This is a genomic window from Pseudolysinimonas sp. (genome assembly GCF_057350545.1).
Genome location: NZ_JBMRCP010000121.1, coordinates 20,049 through 35,010 on the forward strand (window position 1 = coordinate 20,049; position 14,962 = coordinate 35,010).

General features: G+C 71.2%; 16 protein-coding genes. 8 read left to right on the plus strand and 8 right to left on the minus strand.

Features of this window, described 5'->3' with window-relative positions; all coding sequences use genetic code 11:
* Positions 1-10: 10 nt before the first annotated feature.
* The 5 genes from lysS (at position 11) to ACO1X9_RS16440 (ending at position 6,418) form a co-directional block, all read left to right on the plus strand.
* The gene (lysS, locus tag ACO1X9_RS16420; RefSeq protein ID WP_486351929.1) at positions 11-1,507 is read left to right on the plus strand and encodes a lysine--tRNA ligase; all 1,497 of its coding nucleotides are present in this window, start codon (positions 11-13) and stop codon (positions 1,505-1,507) included.
* A 159-nt stretch (positions 1,508-1,666) separates the two neighbouring features.
* The gene (locus ACO1X9_RS16425) at positions 1,667-5,161 is read left to right on the plus strand and encodes an Ig-like domain-containing protein (RefSeq protein WP_486351930.1); all 3,495 of its coding nucleotides are present in this window, start codon (positions 1,667-1,669) and stop codon (positions 5,159-5,161) included.
* Between the two features lie 178 nt (positions 5,162-5,339).
* On the plus strand, positions 5,340-5,954 hold the full coding sequence (locus tag ACO1X9_RS16430) for a hypothetical protein (protein WP_486351931.1): 615 nt from the start codon (positions 5,340-5,342) through the stop codon (positions 5,952-5,954).
* A gap of 22 nt (positions 5,955-5,976) precedes the next feature.
* Positions 5,977-6,126 carry a hypothetical protein gene (locus ACO1X9_RS16435; RefSeq protein WP_486351932.1) on the plus strand — a complete coding sequence of 50 codons (150 nt, stop codon included), beginning with the start codon at positions 5,977-5,979 and terminating at the stop codon, positions 6,124-6,126.
* 112 nt (positions 6,127-6,238) lie between these two features.
* The gene (locus ACO1X9_RS16440; RefSeq protein ID WP_486351933.1) at positions 6,239-6,418 is read left to right on the plus strand and encodes a hypothetical protein; all 180 of its coding nucleotides are present in this window, start codon (positions 6,239-6,241) and stop codon (positions 6,416-6,418) included.
* A 73-nt stretch (positions 6,419-6,491) separates the two neighbouring features.
* On the opposite strand, the gene ACO1X9_RS16445 is transcribed toward ACO1X9_RS16440, so the two are convergent.
* Together ACO1X9_RS16445 and ACO1X9_RS16450 are read right to left on the minus strand one after the other, a co-directional pair.
* On the minus strand, positions 6,492-7,337 hold the full coding sequence (locus ACO1X9_RS16445) for an LppM family (lipo)protein (RefSeq protein WP_486351934.1): 846 nt from the start codon (positions 7,335-7,337) through the stop codon (positions 6,492-6,494).
* 49 nt (positions 7,338-7,386) lie between these two features.
* Positions 7,387-8,358, minus strand: coding sequence for a pirin family protein (locus ACO1X9_RS16450; RefSeq protein WP_486351935.1), 972 nt, complete (start codon positions 8,356-8,358; stop codon positions 7,387-7,389).
* Positions 8,359-8,387: 29 nt separating this feature from the next.
* Here ACO1X9_RS16450 and ACO1X9_RS16455 point away from each other — a divergent pair, with 29 nt between their 5' ends.
* Positions 8,388-10,277: a glycoside hydrolase family 15 protein gene (locus ACO1X9_RS16455; RefSeq protein WP_486351936.1), complete on the plus strand. Its 1,890-nt coding sequence runs from the start codon at positions 8,388-8,390 to the stop codon at positions 10,275-10,277.
* Here the strand turns inward: ACO1X9_RS16455 and ACO1X9_RS16460 are convergent, their stop codons facing one another.
* The gene (locus ACO1X9_RS16460) at positions 10,278-10,796 is read right to left on the minus strand and encodes a DUF421 domain-containing protein (RefSeq protein ID WP_486351937.1); all 519 of its coding nucleotides are present in this window, start codon (positions 10,794-10,796) and stop codon (positions 10,278-10,280) included. It lies immediately after the preceding gene.
* Between the two features lie 42 nt (positions 10,797-10,838).
* Here ACO1X9_RS16460 and ACO1X9_RS16465 point away from each other — a divergent pair, with 42 nt between their 5' ends.
* Complete coding sequence (locus ACO1X9_RS16465) at positions 10,839-11,129, plus strand: DUF4287 domain-containing protein (RefSeq protein ID WP_486351938.1); 291 nt, start codon at positions 10,839-10,841, stop codon at positions 11,127-11,129.
* Between the two features lie 6 nt (positions 11,130-11,135).
* Here the strand turns inward: ACO1X9_RS16465 and ACO1X9_RS16470 are convergent, their stop codons facing one another.
* From ACO1X9_RS16470 to ACO1X9_RS16490, 5 genes are all read right to left on the minus strand, one after another.
* Positions 11,136-11,780 carry a hypothetical protein gene (locus ACO1X9_RS16470; RefSeq protein WP_486351939.1) on the minus strand — a complete coding sequence of 215 codons (645 nt, stop codon included), beginning with the start codon at positions 11,778-11,780 and terminating at the stop codon, positions 11,136-11,138.
* Between the two features lie 71 nt (positions 11,781-11,851).
* Positions 11,852-12,079 carry a helix-turn-helix domain-containing protein gene (locus tag ACO1X9_RS16475; RefSeq protein ID WP_486351940.1) on the minus strand — a complete coding sequence of 76 codons (228 nt, stop codon included), beginning with the start codon at positions 12,077-12,079 and terminating at the stop codon, positions 11,852-11,854.
* The gene (locus ACO1X9_RS16480) at positions 12,080-12,652 is read right to left on the minus strand and encodes a hypothetical protein (RefSeq protein WP_486351941.1); all 573 of its coding nucleotides are present in this window, start codon (positions 12,650-12,652) and stop codon (positions 12,080-12,082) included.
* Entirely contained in the window at positions 12,652-13,269 is a 618-nt protein-coding gene (locus ACO1X9_RS16485) for a hypothetical protein (protein ID WP_486351942.1), read from the minus strand. The genes ACO1X9_RS16480 and ACO1X9_RS16485 overlap by 1 nt, the downstream gene beginning before the upstream one ends.
* Positions 13,269-13,877 carry a hypothetical protein gene (locus tag ACO1X9_RS16490; RefSeq protein WP_486351943.1) on the minus strand — a complete coding sequence of 203 codons (609 nt, stop codon included), beginning with the start codon at positions 13,875-13,877 and terminating at the stop codon, positions 13,269-13,271. Before ACO1X9_RS16490 ends, ACO1X9_RS16485 begins: the two co-directional genes overlap by 1 nt.
* Positions 13,878-14,045: 168 nt before the next feature.
* On the opposite strand from ACO1X9_RS16490, the gene ACO1X9_RS16495 reads away from it, so the two are divergent.
* Positions 14,046-14,962 (plus strand): Clp protease N-terminal domain-containing protein (locus tag ACO1X9_RS16495; protein WP_486351944.1); only part of this gene is annotated, 917 nt, incomplete at its 3' end.

Consider the following 14,962-nt stretch of genomic DNA (forward strand, 5'->3'; position numbering starts at 1 on the left):
GAGCCCTGCCGTGACTGACACGCCCTTCGACGAGGACATCGCCGAGCAGAAGGCCGTGCGGCTGGCGAAGCGCGCGCGCCTGATTCAGGATGCCGCCACGGCCGGCGAGGGCGCGTATCCGGTCTCGGTGCCGATCACCACGACGATCGCGGAGGTGCGGGCGAAGTTCCCGTCCCTCGAGGCCGACGAGACCACGGGTGAGGTCGTCGGCGTCGCGGGTCGCGTCGTGTTCTCGCGCAACACCGGGAAGCTCTGCTTCGCGGCGCTCCAGGCGGGCGACGGGTCGCGCATCCAGGCGATGCTCTCGCTCGACCAGGTGGGCGAGGAGTCGCTCGAGCGGTGGAAGGAACTCGTCGACCTCGGCGACTTCGTCTTCGTCTCCGGCGAGGTCATCTCGAGCAGGCGGGGGGAGCTGAGCATCCTCGTCGCCGACTGGAGGATCGCGTCGAAGGCGCTCATGCCTCTGCCGAACCTGCACTCGGAGCTCTCGGATGAGACGCGCGTGCGGCAGCGCTACCTCGACCTCATCACGCGCGAGCAGGCCCGGGCGACCGTGGTCGCGCGCGCGACGACGGTGGCGAGCCTGCGCGCGACGTTCGCCGGTCACGGCTTCCTCGAGGTCGAGACCCCGATGCTGCAGACGATGCACGGCGGCGCCTCCGCCCGCCCCTTCGTCACGCACAGCAACGCCTTCGACACCGAGCTGTTCCTGCGCATCGCTCCCGAGCTGTTCCTCAAGCGCGCCGTCGTCGGCGGGCTCGACCGGGTGTTCGAGATCAACCGCAACTTCCGCAACGAGGGCGCTGACTCGACCCACAGCCCCGAGTTCGCGATGCTCGAGGCCTACCAGGCGTACGGCGACTACCACTCGATCGCCGACCTCACGCAGGAGCTCATCCAGAACGCCGCGCACGCGGTGTCGGGCTCGCACGTCGTGACCTGGGCCGACGGCACCGAGTTCGACCTCGGCGGTGAGTGGGCCCGGCTGCCGATGTACCCCTCCCTCTCCGAGGCCGCGGGTGTGGAGATCACCCCCGAGACGCCGCTCGACGAACTCGCCGCACTCGCCGAGAAGGTCGGCGTCGAGGTCAAGCTCCCCACGCACGGCAAGTACGTGGAGGAGCTCTGGGAGCACTTCGTGAAGGGCGGCCTCGAGCGTCCGACGTTCGTCATGGACTTCCCCGTCGACACCTCGCCGCTCGTGCGCGACCACCGCGGCATCCCCGGCGTGGTCGAGAAGTGGGACCTCTACGTGCGCGGATTCGAGCTCGCGACCGGCTACTCGGAGCTCATCGACCCCGTCATCCAGCGCGAACGGTTCGTCGAGCAGGCGAAGCTCGGCGCGCGCGGCGACGTCGAGGCGATGCGGCTCGACGAGGAGTTCCTGCGCGCGATGGAGCACGGGATGCCGCCCATGGGCGGGATGGGCATGGGCATCGATCGGCTGCTCATGGCGATCACGGGGCTCGGCATCCGCGAGACGATCCTCTTCCCGCTCGTCAAGTAGCGACAACCCGGGGATACCCCCGAACGGGGGGCGAAGTCGGCTGGATTCGGGTTGTCCCCATTGTGGGGGACCCGATAGCCTGCAACTCGACGAAGGCTCACCCCCGCATTCACCCGGGCCCCGTCGTACCCGCGATTCCCCCATTGAAGGAGCACCCCCGTGCCCACCGCCGCTTCGCGGCGGGTTCTTGCTTCCGTCGTTGCGCTCGCGCTCGGCGTCGCCGGAACCCTCGTCGCTGCCCCCGCGCTCGCCGCCCCCGTCACCGATCCCGCCCCGCTGGCGCCCGTCGCGGGCGCCGTGACCGCCGACCGCACTCCCGAACTGCGCTGGACGGAAGGCACGAGCGACTGGCCCGACTCCCTCCGCTACGGCGTCGAGGTGCTGAACTCGAGCGGGTCCTGGGTGCGCGGCACCCTCCTCGACCTCGTCTTCGACGACGACTGGGCCCCGTTCATCCCGCTTCCCGACGGCACGTACTCCTGGCGGGTGCGGGGCATCGACGGGTTCTGGAGCGAAGGACCGTGGTCGGCTCCCGCCACGTTCGTGATCGACGGCACCGCTCCCGATCTGACGCTCACGTCGCCCGCGAGCGGACTGTTCGACGGCGCAGGCATCGCCGTCGCCGGCACGATCTCCGACGCGAACCCGGGCACGTGGCAGATCGCGATCGACGGCGCCGTCGTGCAGACCGGCACGGGCACGACGTTCTCGCACACGATCTACCCCTCGACGGGTGCCCACACGGTGACGGTGACCGCCGTCGACGCCGCCGGCAACTCCGACGCAGACTCGACCGCGTCGGTCGCGATCGACGTGGACGCCGAGGCGCCGAGCCTCGCGCTCACGTCGCCCGTCGACGGATCGTTCGTGCGTCCCGGGCCGAACGTGCGCTTCATCGCGAGCGTGCAGGCCACCGGCACGCGCGCCGACCTCGTGCTCAACGTCGACGGCTCGCCGATCCACTCCGTCTCGACGAACAGCTCGCGCGACGTCAACCGACCCGTCTCGACGGACCTGTGGGCCGACGGCTCGAGTCACGTCTTCGAGGCCGTGGCCACGGATCAGGTCGGGCAGTCGACGACGATCACCGCGACGGTCACCGTCGACGCATCCGACCCCGTGGTCACCGTCGACACTCCGACGCGTCACGACGTCGTGAGCGGCTCCCTCGACGTCGCGGGCACCGCCTCCGACACGGGTTCGGGCGTCGCATCCCTCGAGCTGCGCCTGCGTCCCTATGACGCCGCGGGCAACAGCTGCGGTGCCCCGGTGGCGATCTTCACGCCGACGGTCGCGTCCGACGGCACGTGGGGTGGACCGATCGGCACCGCCGGCTTCCCGGACGGCGACTACTGCCTCCAGGCGCGCGCGACCGACGGCGTCGGCAACACGGGCGCCGATCAGGTCAAGTTCGTGAGCTTCGACAACTCCGCTCCGGCGGGCGCGCTCGACGGCACCTTCCCGAGCGGCTGGCACATGTCGGTCGACCACTTCGCGTGGACCGCGCCGACCGACCCCCACGGTGTGACGTATGAGCTCGCGCTCGGCCGCCACCCCAACGTCGACTCCTCGGGTCTCATGACCGAGCTCGCGTGGGTCGAGACGGGGATCGTGACGAACGAGTTCGACCACGACGTGCCGACGGGTCCGCACTTCTACCAGGTGCGCGCCGTCGACGACCTCGGCAACGCGACGGCGTGGACCGCCCCGCGCGGCTTCCAGGTGATCGGCGTCCCGGTCGTCGTGAGCCCCACCGAGGGTCAGGAGTTCTCTGCCTCGACGATCACCGCCGAGTGGACGCCGGTCTACGGCGTCGGCGGCGTCGTGCGCTACGAGGTCGAGTACGGCCTCGACCGCGACCACGACGGGACCCTGTCGCCCGAGTACCGCTCGGTGACCGGCACGGGCTGGAACGGCGGCGCGAACGTCACGCGCGTGCAGTCCTTCCCGGCCGACGTCGGGATGCCGGCCGGGTACGAGGGGCCGCTCTCGATCCGCGTCCGGGCGGTCTACGCGATCGCCTACCCGAACGCCGCGGGCAGTGTCTTCGGTCCGTGGAGCGACCCGACCGTCTCGTACATCCGCGACACCGCGAAGCCGACGATCACGATCGTGACGCCGACCGCGGGGGCAGTGGTCAAGAGCGACGCCGCGCTGCCGGTGACGATCACGGGTACCGACGGGGCCGGCATCAGCCGCCTCGCCGCGAACCTCTACACGGCCGATGGCAGCTTCCTCGCTCCGATCGGATCGACGCCGCCGAACGGCGCCCTCGGGGTGTCCGCCACGCGCACGTGGAGCATCCCGGCCGGTCTCGCCGAGGGCACGTACACGATCCGTGCGTCGGCCACCGACGCGGCCGGCAAGACGACCGCGACCTCGCAGTCGCTCGTCGTCGACCGCACGCGTCCGACCGTCACGATCGACGTGCCGGCCGACGGCACCGTGACGAACGGCGACGTGACCGTGACCGTGACCGGTCTCGACCCTAACGGCATCCGCTCGATCGCGGCGAACCTCTACAACGAGGCGAACGCGAACCCGCTGCTGCGGAGCATCGGGCAGTCGACGGCACCCGCGAACTCGACGACGCACAGCGCGACGTGGACGATCCCAATCTCGTGGTTCACCGCGGACGGCACGTACACGATCCGCGCGGGCGGCTTCGACGCCGCGGGCAACAACCGCACGGTGACCGCGCAGTTCACGATCGACCGCACGGGTCCGGCCGCGCCGCAGCCGTACAACCCCGAGAACGGCCGCACGCAGGCGAACGACTCCCCGTTGCTCGACTGGATCCCGGTGTCCGACGCCGTGAGCTACGAGGTGCGCACGAGCACGTCGCCCGCGCGCGTGCCGAACGTCAACGACGGCGAGCTGAGCGGCACGGATGCCGTCACGGTGTCGGCGAGCGACAGCGAGCTCCCGCTGAGCGGCCTGCCCCAGGGCTGGCTGTGGTGGCAGGTGCGCGGCATCGACGCCCTCGGCAACGTCGGCCCGTGGTCGAACATCTGGGCGCTCGGCGTCGACACCGTCGGCCCGGCGGTCTCGCTCCTGACCCCGGTCGACGGCGCGGTGCTCACGACGGGCTCCTTCACGCTCGACTGGACCGACGGTGAGACCGGCGCGACGTACGAGATCCGCTCGAGCAACGACCCGTCGGTCGACGCCGACGGTGCCCTCGACGTCTCGGCGCTGACCGGCACGGCGACGGCGAGCGCGCTCGCGCTCGTGGGTGTTCCCGAGGCGACGTACTACTGGCAGGTGCGGGCGATCGACACGCTCGGCAACGCCGGCCCGTGGACGACGCCGTGGATGGTCTCGGTCGACCTGCCGACCCTCTCGGTGCCGGGCACCGACGGCCCGGCCGGCGGAACCGGTGGCACGGGCGGCGCCGGCGCGGGTGACGGAGGCGTCGACCTGACGACCTTCGCGCTCGACGACGAGACCCCTGAGGGTGACGAGGGCGAGGAAGGTGACGAGGAGTCGACGCAGAGCGACGACGACTCGACCCCGACGTCGACCGAGCCGACGTCGGCGCAGACCGGCATGGATGGCGGCATGATCGCGCTCCTCGTCGGGCTCGCCGCGGCGCTGCTGCTCCTGCTCGTCGTGCTGCTCGCCTGGCTGCGTCGCCGTCGCGCCGAGGCGTGATCCCGTGACGATGAACGGGGCGGGTGGCGTGGCCATCCGCCCCGTTCTCGTCGATGCGGGCAGTAGCCCCCGAACTGGGGTGCGCGGCGGGGTCGCCACCCGTCGCGGTGGACGGTGGGGCGAACTAGCCTGGCGGAAGACCGGAACCCCCGCCGGTCGCATCGGAGGACTCGAACCCGTGCGATCCCCCCTCGCCGGATGGATGCGTTTCCCGATCGCGCTCATCGTCGCGATCGTGAGCGTTCTCGTCGTCGTGCCCGCGATGGCGTCCGCCGCGGAGTCGGCCTCACCCGTGTCGCCCGTCTCACCCGCCGAGGGCGAGCTCGTCGACGCCGATCCCGTGCTGCGCTGGACCGCGGCAGGCGACGCGGGCTACGAGCTGCGCTGGAACGCCGACGGTGCCCTCGACTCCTCGGGCGCCCTCGAGGTCGGCGACGACGGCGGGCGCGCCTTCCCGGGCGGCGAGTCTCACCGGCTCACCGACCTCACCGCCGCGACCTACCACTGGCAGGTGCGCGCGCTGCCCGACGGCGCCTGGTCGCCGGTCGCGACCTTCCACCTCGACATCCAGCTCGACACGCTCGGTCCGGGCGAACCCGCCGAGCCGCCCGTCGAAGAACAGCCCGTGGTCGAGGCACCCACCGACGTCTCCGTGCCCGAGGCCGGTGCCGGTCTCGACCTCAGCACGGCCGTGAACGGCTTCGTGTGGATCGCCGCGGCCAGTTCGTTCGCCGGCCTGCTGCTCGCGGTCGTCGGTCGCGAGTGGCTGCGGCTGCGGCGCCAGGAGTCCTGATCCCGCCTGTTAGGGTGCGATCGTGACCGACGCAGCACCCCCGCCGCCCGGTGACGGCTCGCGCCCGCCGCGACCGATCACGGCCTCCCGCGTCACGACGTGGATCGTCGTCGGCGGCATCGGGGTGTTCCTCGTCGTGAGCGGCATCCTCGGCATCATCGCGAAGGGCTGACGATGGATCGCCGCACCTCGCGCCTCATCGCGCTCGTCGGCCTCGTCGTCATCGTCGGCGTCGTCGCCGTCGCCTGGATCCTCTCCCTCTGACGTCGGGTTAGCCTGGCTTCATGCCCGACGACTTCTGGGGGAACGCGATCTTCTCGATCGTGCCGACGCTCCTCTTCGGCGTGCTCTTCTGGTTCGTGTTCCGCGCGATCTTCCGCTCCGACCGCACCGAGCGCGAGACCGCCGCGAAGATCGAGGCCGAGGAGCGCGCGAAGCGCTCTCGCAACTCGGTGGTCGAGTAGCCGGGACTTTCGGTGGTCGAGTAGCCGCGAAGCGGCGTGGCGAGACCCCCTCGCGAAGGTCGCGCCCGCGGCGCTACTCGACCGCCGAGTCCGTCGGCGGAGTCTTCGGAGTGCGGGGCTTCTTCGCGGGGGCCGGCGCTTCGGGATCGGGTGTCGCGACCGGAGCATCCGCAACCGGGGCGACCGCGGGCGCTTCGACCGCCGGCGTCGCGACCTCCGGAGCGGTCGCGGGTGCGCCGGCCACAGCCTTCGCGCGACGCGAGCGCAGGAACAGCAGCACCGCCACGACCGCGGCCGCGAGCACCAGGATGCCGACGATCACGAGCACGATGAGCAGCACGGGCGGACCGGGGGGAGCAGCCGCGCCGCGGGCGGACATCTCGAGACGCTGGTCGATCGGCGTCGACCACGTGACGGTCGTGCCGGCGAGCTCGCCGTTGTGCTCCGACACCTCGCCCGGGAAGGTGACCGAGACCGTGAGGTTGGTGCCGGCATCCTCCTCACCTTCGTCGTCGGGGATCGACTGGGCGCTGAAGTCGAGCACCCCCGTGAACAGGTACTCGTCACCGTCGCGCGTGAACTTGAGCGACTCCGGCTTCTGCCCCGAGAACGCGTCGAGGGCGACGTCGTCGAACGTGATGCGTGACCCGAGGTAGCCGTCCTCCTCGTATTCGGAGGTGGAGACGCCCGCGGCATCCCGCAGGGATCCGAGCAGCTGCGACTCGATGTCTCCGGCCTGCGTGAGCGCGGTCGTGCGCGCCTCCTCGGTCTCTTCGGCGACGACGACCGCGACGACGATGCTGCCGTCGACCGTGTTGTCGGTGTTCAGGGTCAGGTCGGCCTGGAAGCGCACGCACCCGGCGAGGGCGAGTACGAGGGCGCCGACGGCGAGGATGCGCGGCAGGGTGCGTCGTCTCATGCCTCCCACCGTGGCAGAGCGGAGGCCGGGAGGAAAGCGGGTGGCGCTCTCAGTCGCGCGGCTGCAGCCTCACGTTGGGGAGCGCGGGTGCGGGCAGCGCGGCTCCGGGGTAGCCCTCGACGCGACCGAATCGCCCCGCCGGGTCGACGCCGTCGATCACGTCGGTCTGCCACTGAGCCCGGAACGCGACGACATCGTCGTGGCTGCGCCCGACGAAGTTCCACCACATGACGATCGGCTCGCCGAGCGGCAACCCGCCGAGCAGCACGGCGCGCATCGGCTCATCGCCCGCTTCGAGGCGCAGCTCGGACTGCCCGGGCGGCAGGTAGCCGAGGTGATCGGTCGGGATGTCGACCCCGCCGAAGCGCGGGGTGCCGGCGTCGACGAGCAGCCCGTACTCGAACCCCCGATCGGCGGGCAAGGTCACCGTTCCGCCCGCGGGGAGGTCGATCTGCGCCCCGAGCAGCGGGCTGAACGCCGTGACGGGCGAGTTGCCGCCGTCGAGCGCTCCGACGAAGACGCGGAGGACGGCATCCCCGACGGTGATCGGCTCGGGATTCGCATGCTCGAAGAACGGCGCGACGCCGCGCGAGGCGTCGGGCAGCGCCACCCAGAGCTGCACCCCGTGCAGCCGCGCGGTCGCCGCCGTCGAGACCTCCGAGTGCTGGATGCCGGAGCCGGCCGTCATGAGGTTCACCTGACCGGGCCGGATGAGGGCGTGCGCCCCGGTCGAGTCGCGGTGCTCGATCTCGCCCTCGAACAGCCAGCTCACCGTCTGCAGACCCGTGTGCGGATGCGGCGGTACGTCCATCGCGCCCGGCCCGGTCACCGGGTCGGGGCCGTAGTGGTCGGCGAAGCACCACGCCCCGATCAGACTGCGCGCCCGCTGCGGGAGCGTGCGACGCACGGTGAGCGCCCGGGGGCCGCCGAGCGGCACCTCGCGCGGCGCGAGCACCTCGACGCCCGGAGAGGGCTCGCTGAGGCATACCGTCTCGGCCGGTTCGGACTCAAGGTTGCTCACGTTCGGATGCTACGACGTAACGTCGAGGCATGCCCCTTCCGATCGAGGACTATGCCTTCATCGGCGATCTGCACACCGGCGCGCTCGTGGGAGCCGACGGGAGCATCGACTGGCTGTGCCTGCCGCGCTTCGATTCGGCGTCGATGTTCGGCGCCCTGCTCGGCGACCCGGAGCACGGCCACTGGACGATCGCACCCGTCGGCGGCGAGCGTTGCACATCCCGCGAGTACCGCGGCGACACCTTCGTGCTCGTCAGCCGCTGGGAGACACCCGACGGCGAGGTCGAGGTGATCGACGCGATGCCGGTCGGCAACCGACGTGCCGATCTCGTACGACGCGTGCGCGGCATCCGGGGCACTGTGCGGATGCGGCAGGACCTGCGCATCCGGTTCGGCTACGCCGACGCCCTCCCGTGGGTGCGGCAGGAGCGGCGCGACGACGGGCTGCACGGACTCATCGCCGTGGCGGGGCCCGACTCGGTCGTCGTGCGCGGACGTCGGTTCACGGCGGAGGACCTCAGCCACCGCGACGAGTTCGAAGTCGCCGAGGGCGAGACCGTCGACACCGTGCTCACCTGGTATCCGTCGCACCGCGAGCCGCCGACGCCGATCGACGTCGACGAGGAGCTGCAGCGCACCGAGCAGTGGTGGACCGACTGGATCGGGTCGTGCGACGACCTCGGCGAGCACGAGGCGGCCGTGCGGCGGTCGCTGCTCGTGCTGCGGGCGCTCACCCACGAGGACACCGGCGGGATCGTCGCCGCCCCGACGACGAGCCTCCCCGAGGAGTTCGGCGGCGGGCGCAACTGGGACTACCGCTACGTCTGGCTGCGCGACGCGGCCCTCACGCTGCAGGCGCTGCTGATCCACGGGTTCCACGCGGAAGCCGCGGACTGGCGCAACTGGCTGCTGCGGGCGATCGCGGGCGACCCCGCCGACATCCAGATCATGTACGGCATCGGCGGGGAGCGCGACCTCGACGAGTACGAGTCGACGACCCTGCCGGGCTACCTCGGCGCCCACCCGGTGCGCATCGGCAACGGTGCGGCGACGCAGTTCCAGGGGGATGTCTTCGGCGAGGTGATGCTCGCCCTCGAGCAGGCCAGGCTCGCGGGTGCCGACGAGGACGAGTTCTCGTGGCCGCTCCAGGTCGCGCTGCTCGGGTTCCTGCTCGACAGCCTCGAGCGTCCCGATCACGGCATCTGGGAGATCCGCGGCCCCGAGCGGTGGTTCACGCAGTCGCGGGCGATGATGTGGGCCGCGTTCGAGTGCGGCGTGCGCGCGGTGCGCGAGCATGGCCTCCGCGGGCCGGTCGAGAAGTGGGAGGCGGCCCGCGACCGGCTGCGGGACGAGATCGAGGCGCGCGGCTTCAATGCGGAGCGCGGCCACTTCGTGCAGCACTACGACACGACCGAGGTGGATGCCTCGCTCCTCACCCTGCCGCAGATCGGCTTCATCGCGGCCGACGACCCCCGGATGCTGGGCACGGTCGACGAGATCGAGCGCAAGCTGCTGCACCACGGGCTCGTGACCCGCTACCGCACGCAGAGCGGCGTCGACGGACTCGCGGGGGGAGAGCATCCGTTCCTCGCGTGTTCGTTCTGGCTCGTCAACCAGTACGCCGAGTCCGGTCGCACCGACGACGCCGCCGCGCTGCTCGACCGACTCGTCGGGTTCTCGAACGACGTGGGGCTGCTGTCGGAGGAGTACGACCCGGTCGAGGGCCGGCACGTCGGCAACACCCCGCAGGCGTTCTCGCACCTGGCGCTCGTGCGGGCGGCCGACGCTCTCGCGGCCGTACGGCGAGGTCACCGCGAGTCGTCGGAGGTGCTCGGAGGAGAGGGCATCGAGGGGTCGGAACTCGAGGGCTCCGGCCCTAGCCACGCGAGCGAGGGTCCCGAACCGTCGACCGACGAGTGACTAGCGCGGGGGCAGGGCCGACTCGTCGCCGGCCTGCTCGCGCGTGATGATGCTGATCGACCCGTCGGTCTCGAGCACGGCGCAGGCGATCGCCTCGAGTGAGCCGACCCCCGTCGACCGGGCGGCGTGGCGCACCTCGTCGAGACCGAGCCGGTGGCGTCGCAGTGCGTCGAGGTCGGGTTGCCCGTCGCGCAGCACCACCGTCGGGCTCGCCGAGACGGCGCGGCGGAACCAGCGCACCCGCGACTCGAGGAACGCGACGACGAACTGCAGCGCCGCGAGCAGCACGAATGCGACCGCGCCTTCGGCGAGCGAGACGTCGGAGCTGAGCAGCGCCGTCGCGAGCACCGAGCCGAGCGCCACCGTCACGACGAAGTCGAACGCGTTGAACTGACTCAGCGTGCGCTTGCCCGCGATGCGCACGACCAGCACGAGCACCGCGTACGCGGTCACGCCGACGACGAGGGTGCGCAGGATGTCGGACCAGGAGTCGAACCACATCCCGCCAGCGAAGGCCATCGCCGGGCCCCGGTCCAGACGGTTGACGCGTAACCTCGACACATGTCGTTCCAGGCGTACCTCGACAACATCGAGCAGAAGACCGGCCTCACCCCGCGCCAGCTGCTCGCCCTCGCCGAGGAGCGGGGCTTCGGGCCCGGCACGAAGGCGGGGCCCATCCTCGAATGGCTCGCCGCCGATTACGGGCTGGGTCGCGGCCACGGGATGGCGATGGTGCACGTCATCACGAAGGGGCCGCAGATCTCGGCGAAGCACGTCGACTCCGGCGGCGCGCACAGCGACCCCACCGACACGCTCTGGCTCGACGGGATGGCGTCGAACCCGCAGCGCTGACTCGTCTCAGCAGCCGCCGAGTTCGGAGGCGCGGTCGACGAGCGTGGCGAGCAGGGCATCCCGTTCCACGAAGGGGTCGTAGCCGACATAGGAGAGGTGCAGCCAGAGCGGGCCGCACACGACCGTGTGAACCTCGCCGCGTCCCCACGACGTTCCGTCGGGCCCGGTGAAGGCGGCGTCGTACGAGAACGCGGCATCCCCGAGGTCGGACTGTGCGCCGGGCGTGATCTGCACCGTCGAGCCGTCGTCGAAGGTCACGGGCTCGCACGACGAGAACGCCTCGCGGAACTCGTCGAGCTCGTCGAGCAGGTCGACCCCGGGCGCCGCGGCGGCGATCCAATCGGAGGCGAACGTGGCGTCGTCGCCCGCCCCGTACATCCGCCAGGAGTGCGTCGCGAACGCGTCGAGGTCGGGAAGCCACTCGGTGACCCACGAGCAGGGATCGCCGTACTCGACATCCTCGGTGGCGGGTCCGCCGCCCGAGCCGTCGTCCCCGGGCAGCAGCGCCCACCCCGTCCCGAAGTCCTCGACCGTGAGACCCACCGCCGCGAGTTGCCGTGCGGCGAACTCCGGCGCGGGGGTCTCCACCGGCACCGGGATGCCGACGCACCCGGTGAGGAGCACGACGACCGCGCCCACGGACGCGATCACACCGCCGCTGCGATCCACACGAACCCCCGACTTCAGTGAGCAGAACTCACCCAAAGTACCCCGAACGGGGGTCAGCGCACCACGAGCAGGTCGCCCACCTGGCAGTCGAGCGCGTCGCAGATCGCCGTGAGCGTCGAGAAGCGGATGGCGCGCGCCCTGTCGTTCTTGAGCACCGAGAGGTTCACGAGGCTCACCCCCACGAGCTCGGCGAGGCGGGTCAGGGTCATACCCCGCTCCGCGAGCAGTTCGTCGAGGCGGCAGTGGATGCGGCCGGCATCCTCGTCGTCGGCGGGGGCCATCTACACGAGTCCTTCCGTGTCGCGTTGGAGCCGCTCGCCCGCCTGGATGATCCCGGCCAGGAGCGCGAACGCGAGGGCGAGACCGAGCAGCGGGAGGTCGGGCAGGAACGTGCCGAGCCCGACGTCCCACGCGAGCGGCAGCGTCGACGGGTCGATCGCGGCGGGGTCGCCCGTGTCGGGATAGATCGACCCCGACCGCACGGCGAGGTTCTCGCCGATCTGCGCGAGCCACGAGCCGACGGCGAGCACGATCGCGAGCGCCCACGCGGTGCGGGTCACGGCGGGCACGAACTCGACGCCCGGCCGCACGCGTCCGGCGAGATCGGCGAGGAGGAACGCCATGACCGCGACGGTCGCCGCTCCGAGCAGCACGGTCGCGGCGTGGGCGACCCGCAGTTCGAGCCGGAGCTCGACGAGCCCGCTCACGCCCGGCGGCCCGCCGTCGAGCACCCAGAGCAGTTGCGGTCCGACGAGGGTCGGGATGGCGTAGGCGATGCCCGCGGCGGCGGAGACGACGCCGACGACGAGCGCGAGAGCCCGCACGGCGTTCAAGGCGACTCGGCGCGGAGCCATCAGACGAGTCCTTCCGTGTCGCGTTGGAGGCGGTGTCCGATCTCGAAGGCTCCGGCGACGACGGCGAGCGCGAAGGCCCAGCCGAGCGGAGCCAGGTCGACCCGCACCATGAAGGGGGCGAGCTCCTCGATGCCCAGCGCGAGAGCGGCGTCGGCATGCGCGATCCCGGTGAGCAGCGGACCGCCGAGTGCGGCGAGAATCACGAGGATGGCGACGGCGCCGATGCCCCACGTCGCCGAGCGCACGAACGGCTTGCCCAGGAAGACGCGCAGGCACAGCCAGGCGACGACGACGCAGACGCCGATCGTCAGGAGCGAGGTGACGATTGCGGCGCCGACGAGAGCGGCGATCGCCCCGGTCGGCAGTTCCGAGACGGTGAGGTCGATGGTGGCGGTGTCGGCGGCGACCACGAAGGGCGACGAGCTCTCGACCTCGAGTGCCGTGTTGAGGACCGCGCCGACGAGCGTGGTCGGCCCCGGGGTGACGAGGTCGATGATCCACTGCACGCCGAGCACCAGGTCGACCCCGGCGATCGCCGCGGCGGCGCCGGCGATGAAACCGAGAATCGTCTTCTCGGCCAGGTTGGCGGCACGACGGGTGCGGGTCATGACGGCCATCAGACGAGCCCCTCGGCGTCGCGCTGCAGCTTGTGGCCGATCTGGAACGCGGCGGTGAGCGCGCCCAGCGAGCCGATGGCGAAGAACACGATCGGCTCGATCTCGAAGGCGGTGTTGACGGGGCGCTCGCCGGCGAGGGCCGCCGCTCCGCCGTTCGCTCCCATGGTGCGGAACATCCAGACGACCACCCAGCCGATGGCGCCGACGAGGGTGGCGGTGCCGACGTAGGCGACTGTGCTGCGGGCGAAGACCTGCCCGCGGGTGATGTTGCGGATGGTGAGGCAGACGAGCGCGACGCCGACCACGACGACCAGTGCGTAGGCGACCTCGGCGATGATGAGCGCCCCGAGGGTGACGGGGGGCATGTCGCTCACGCGCAGCACGACCTGCTCGGCGACCACCTCCACGTCGGCGCCGCCAGGTCCGATGGGCAGGGTCGCCGGGGTATCGGCGAAGCCGGCAGTCACGGGGACGTCGCGATTGGGCACGATCTCGGCGATGCGCAGCACCGCCTGGACGACGGTGTAGACGGCGACGCCGGCACCGATGACGATCGCGAACCACAGGGCCGCGACATCGTGCTTCGGGGGAACCGGGGTGGAGGACATCCTTCGCTCCTTATCGATAGTCGTTGTTATCGATCTACGATAACCCCCTCCACCCCGTCGCCGTCAAGCTCGTGCTGAGCCGTGAGCGAACACGGGAGATTTCGGCAGCCGCCGTCGTTACCCTCGGATGTATCGGCGCCTTCCGACCGGCGTCACCAGGAGTCCAAGATGTTCGAGCGCTTCACAGACCGAGCCCGCCGGGTGGTCGTCCTCGCCCAGGAAGAGGCGAAGATGCTCAACCACAACTACATCGGCACCGAGCACATCCTGCTCGGCCTCATCCACGAGGGCGAAGGAGTCGCCGCGAAGGCCCTCGAGTCCCTCGGCATCTCGCTCGATGCCGTGCGCGAGCAGGTGCAAGACATCATCGGTCAGGGTCAGCAGCAGCCGACCGGCCACATCCCCTTCACCCCGCGCGCCAAGAAGGTGCTCGAGCTCTCGCTGCGTGAGGCACTGCAGCTCGGCCACTCGTACATCGGCACCGAGCACATCCTGCTCGGCCTGATCCGCGAGGGCGAGGGCGTCGCCGCCCAGGTGCTCGTGAAGCTCGGCGCCGACCTCAACCGCGTGCGCCAGCAGGTCATCCAGCTGCTCTCGGGCTACCAGGGCAAGGAGCAGGTCGCGGTCGGCGGCAACGACGCGACGCCCGACAAGGGCTCGCAGATCCTCGACCAGTTCGGTCGCAACCTCACCCAGGCGGCGCGCGACGGCAAGCTCGACCCCGTCATCGGGCGCGAGAAAGAGATGGAGCGGGTCATGCAGATCCTCTCCCGTCGCTCCAAGAACAACCCCGTCCTCATCGGAGAGCCCGGCGTCGGCAAGACCGCCGTCGTCGAGGGCCTCGCCCAGGCGATCGTGCGCGGCGACGTGCCCGAGACCCTCAAGGACAAGCAGCTCTACACGCTCGACCTCGGCTCGCTCATCGCCGGCTCGCGCTACCGCGGTGACTTCGAGGAGCGCCTCAAGAAGGTCACCAAGGAGATCCGCACCCGCGGCGACATCATCACCTTCATCGACGAGATCCACACGCTCGTCGGCGCGGGTGCCGCCGAGGGCGCGATCGACGCGGCGTCGATCCTGAAGCC

What these genes read in the sequence shown, in the direction of transcription:
- ACO1X9_RS16440 (WP_486351933.1), top strand. Translation starts at nt 6,239, where the DNA reads ATGCCCGACGACTTCTGGGGGAACGCGATCTTCTCGATCGTGCCGACG.
- ACO1X9_RS16445 (WP_486351934.1), bottom strand. Translation starts at nt 7,337, where the DNA reads ATGAGACGACGCACCCTGCCGCGCATCCTCGCCGTCGGCGCCCTCGTA.
- ACO1X9_RS16480 (WP_486351941.1), bottom strand. Translation starts at nt 12,652, where the DNA reads ATGGCTCCGCGCCGAGTCGCCTTGAACGCCGTGCGGGCTCTCGCGCTC.
- ACO1X9_RS16455 (WP_486351936.1), top strand. Translation starts at nt 8,388, where the DNA reads ATGCCCCTTCCGATCGAGGACTATGCCTTCATCGGCGATCTGCACACC.
- ACO1X9_RS16475 (WP_486351940.1), bottom strand. Translation starts at nt 12,079, where the DNA reads ATGGCCCCCGCCGACGACGAGGATGCCGGCCGCATCCACTGCCGCCTC.
- ACO1X9_RS16460 (WP_486351937.1), bottom strand. Translation starts at nt 10,796, where the DNA reads ATGGCCTTCGCTGGCGGGATGTGGTTCGACTCCTGGTCCGACATCCTG.
- ACO1X9_RS16485 (WP_486351942.1), bottom strand. Translation starts at nt 13,269, where the DNA reads ATGGCCGTCATGACCCGCACCCGTCGTGCCGCCAACCTGGCCGAGAAG.
- ACO1X9_RS16465 (WP_486351938.1), top strand. Translation starts at nt 10,839, where the DNA reads ATGTCGTTCCAGGCGTACCTCGACAACATCGAGCAGAAGACCGGCCTC.
- ACO1X9_RS16490 (WP_486351943.1), bottom strand. Translation starts at nt 13,877, where the DNA reads ATGTCCTCCACCCCGGTTCCCCCGAAGCACGATGTCGCGGCCCTGTGG.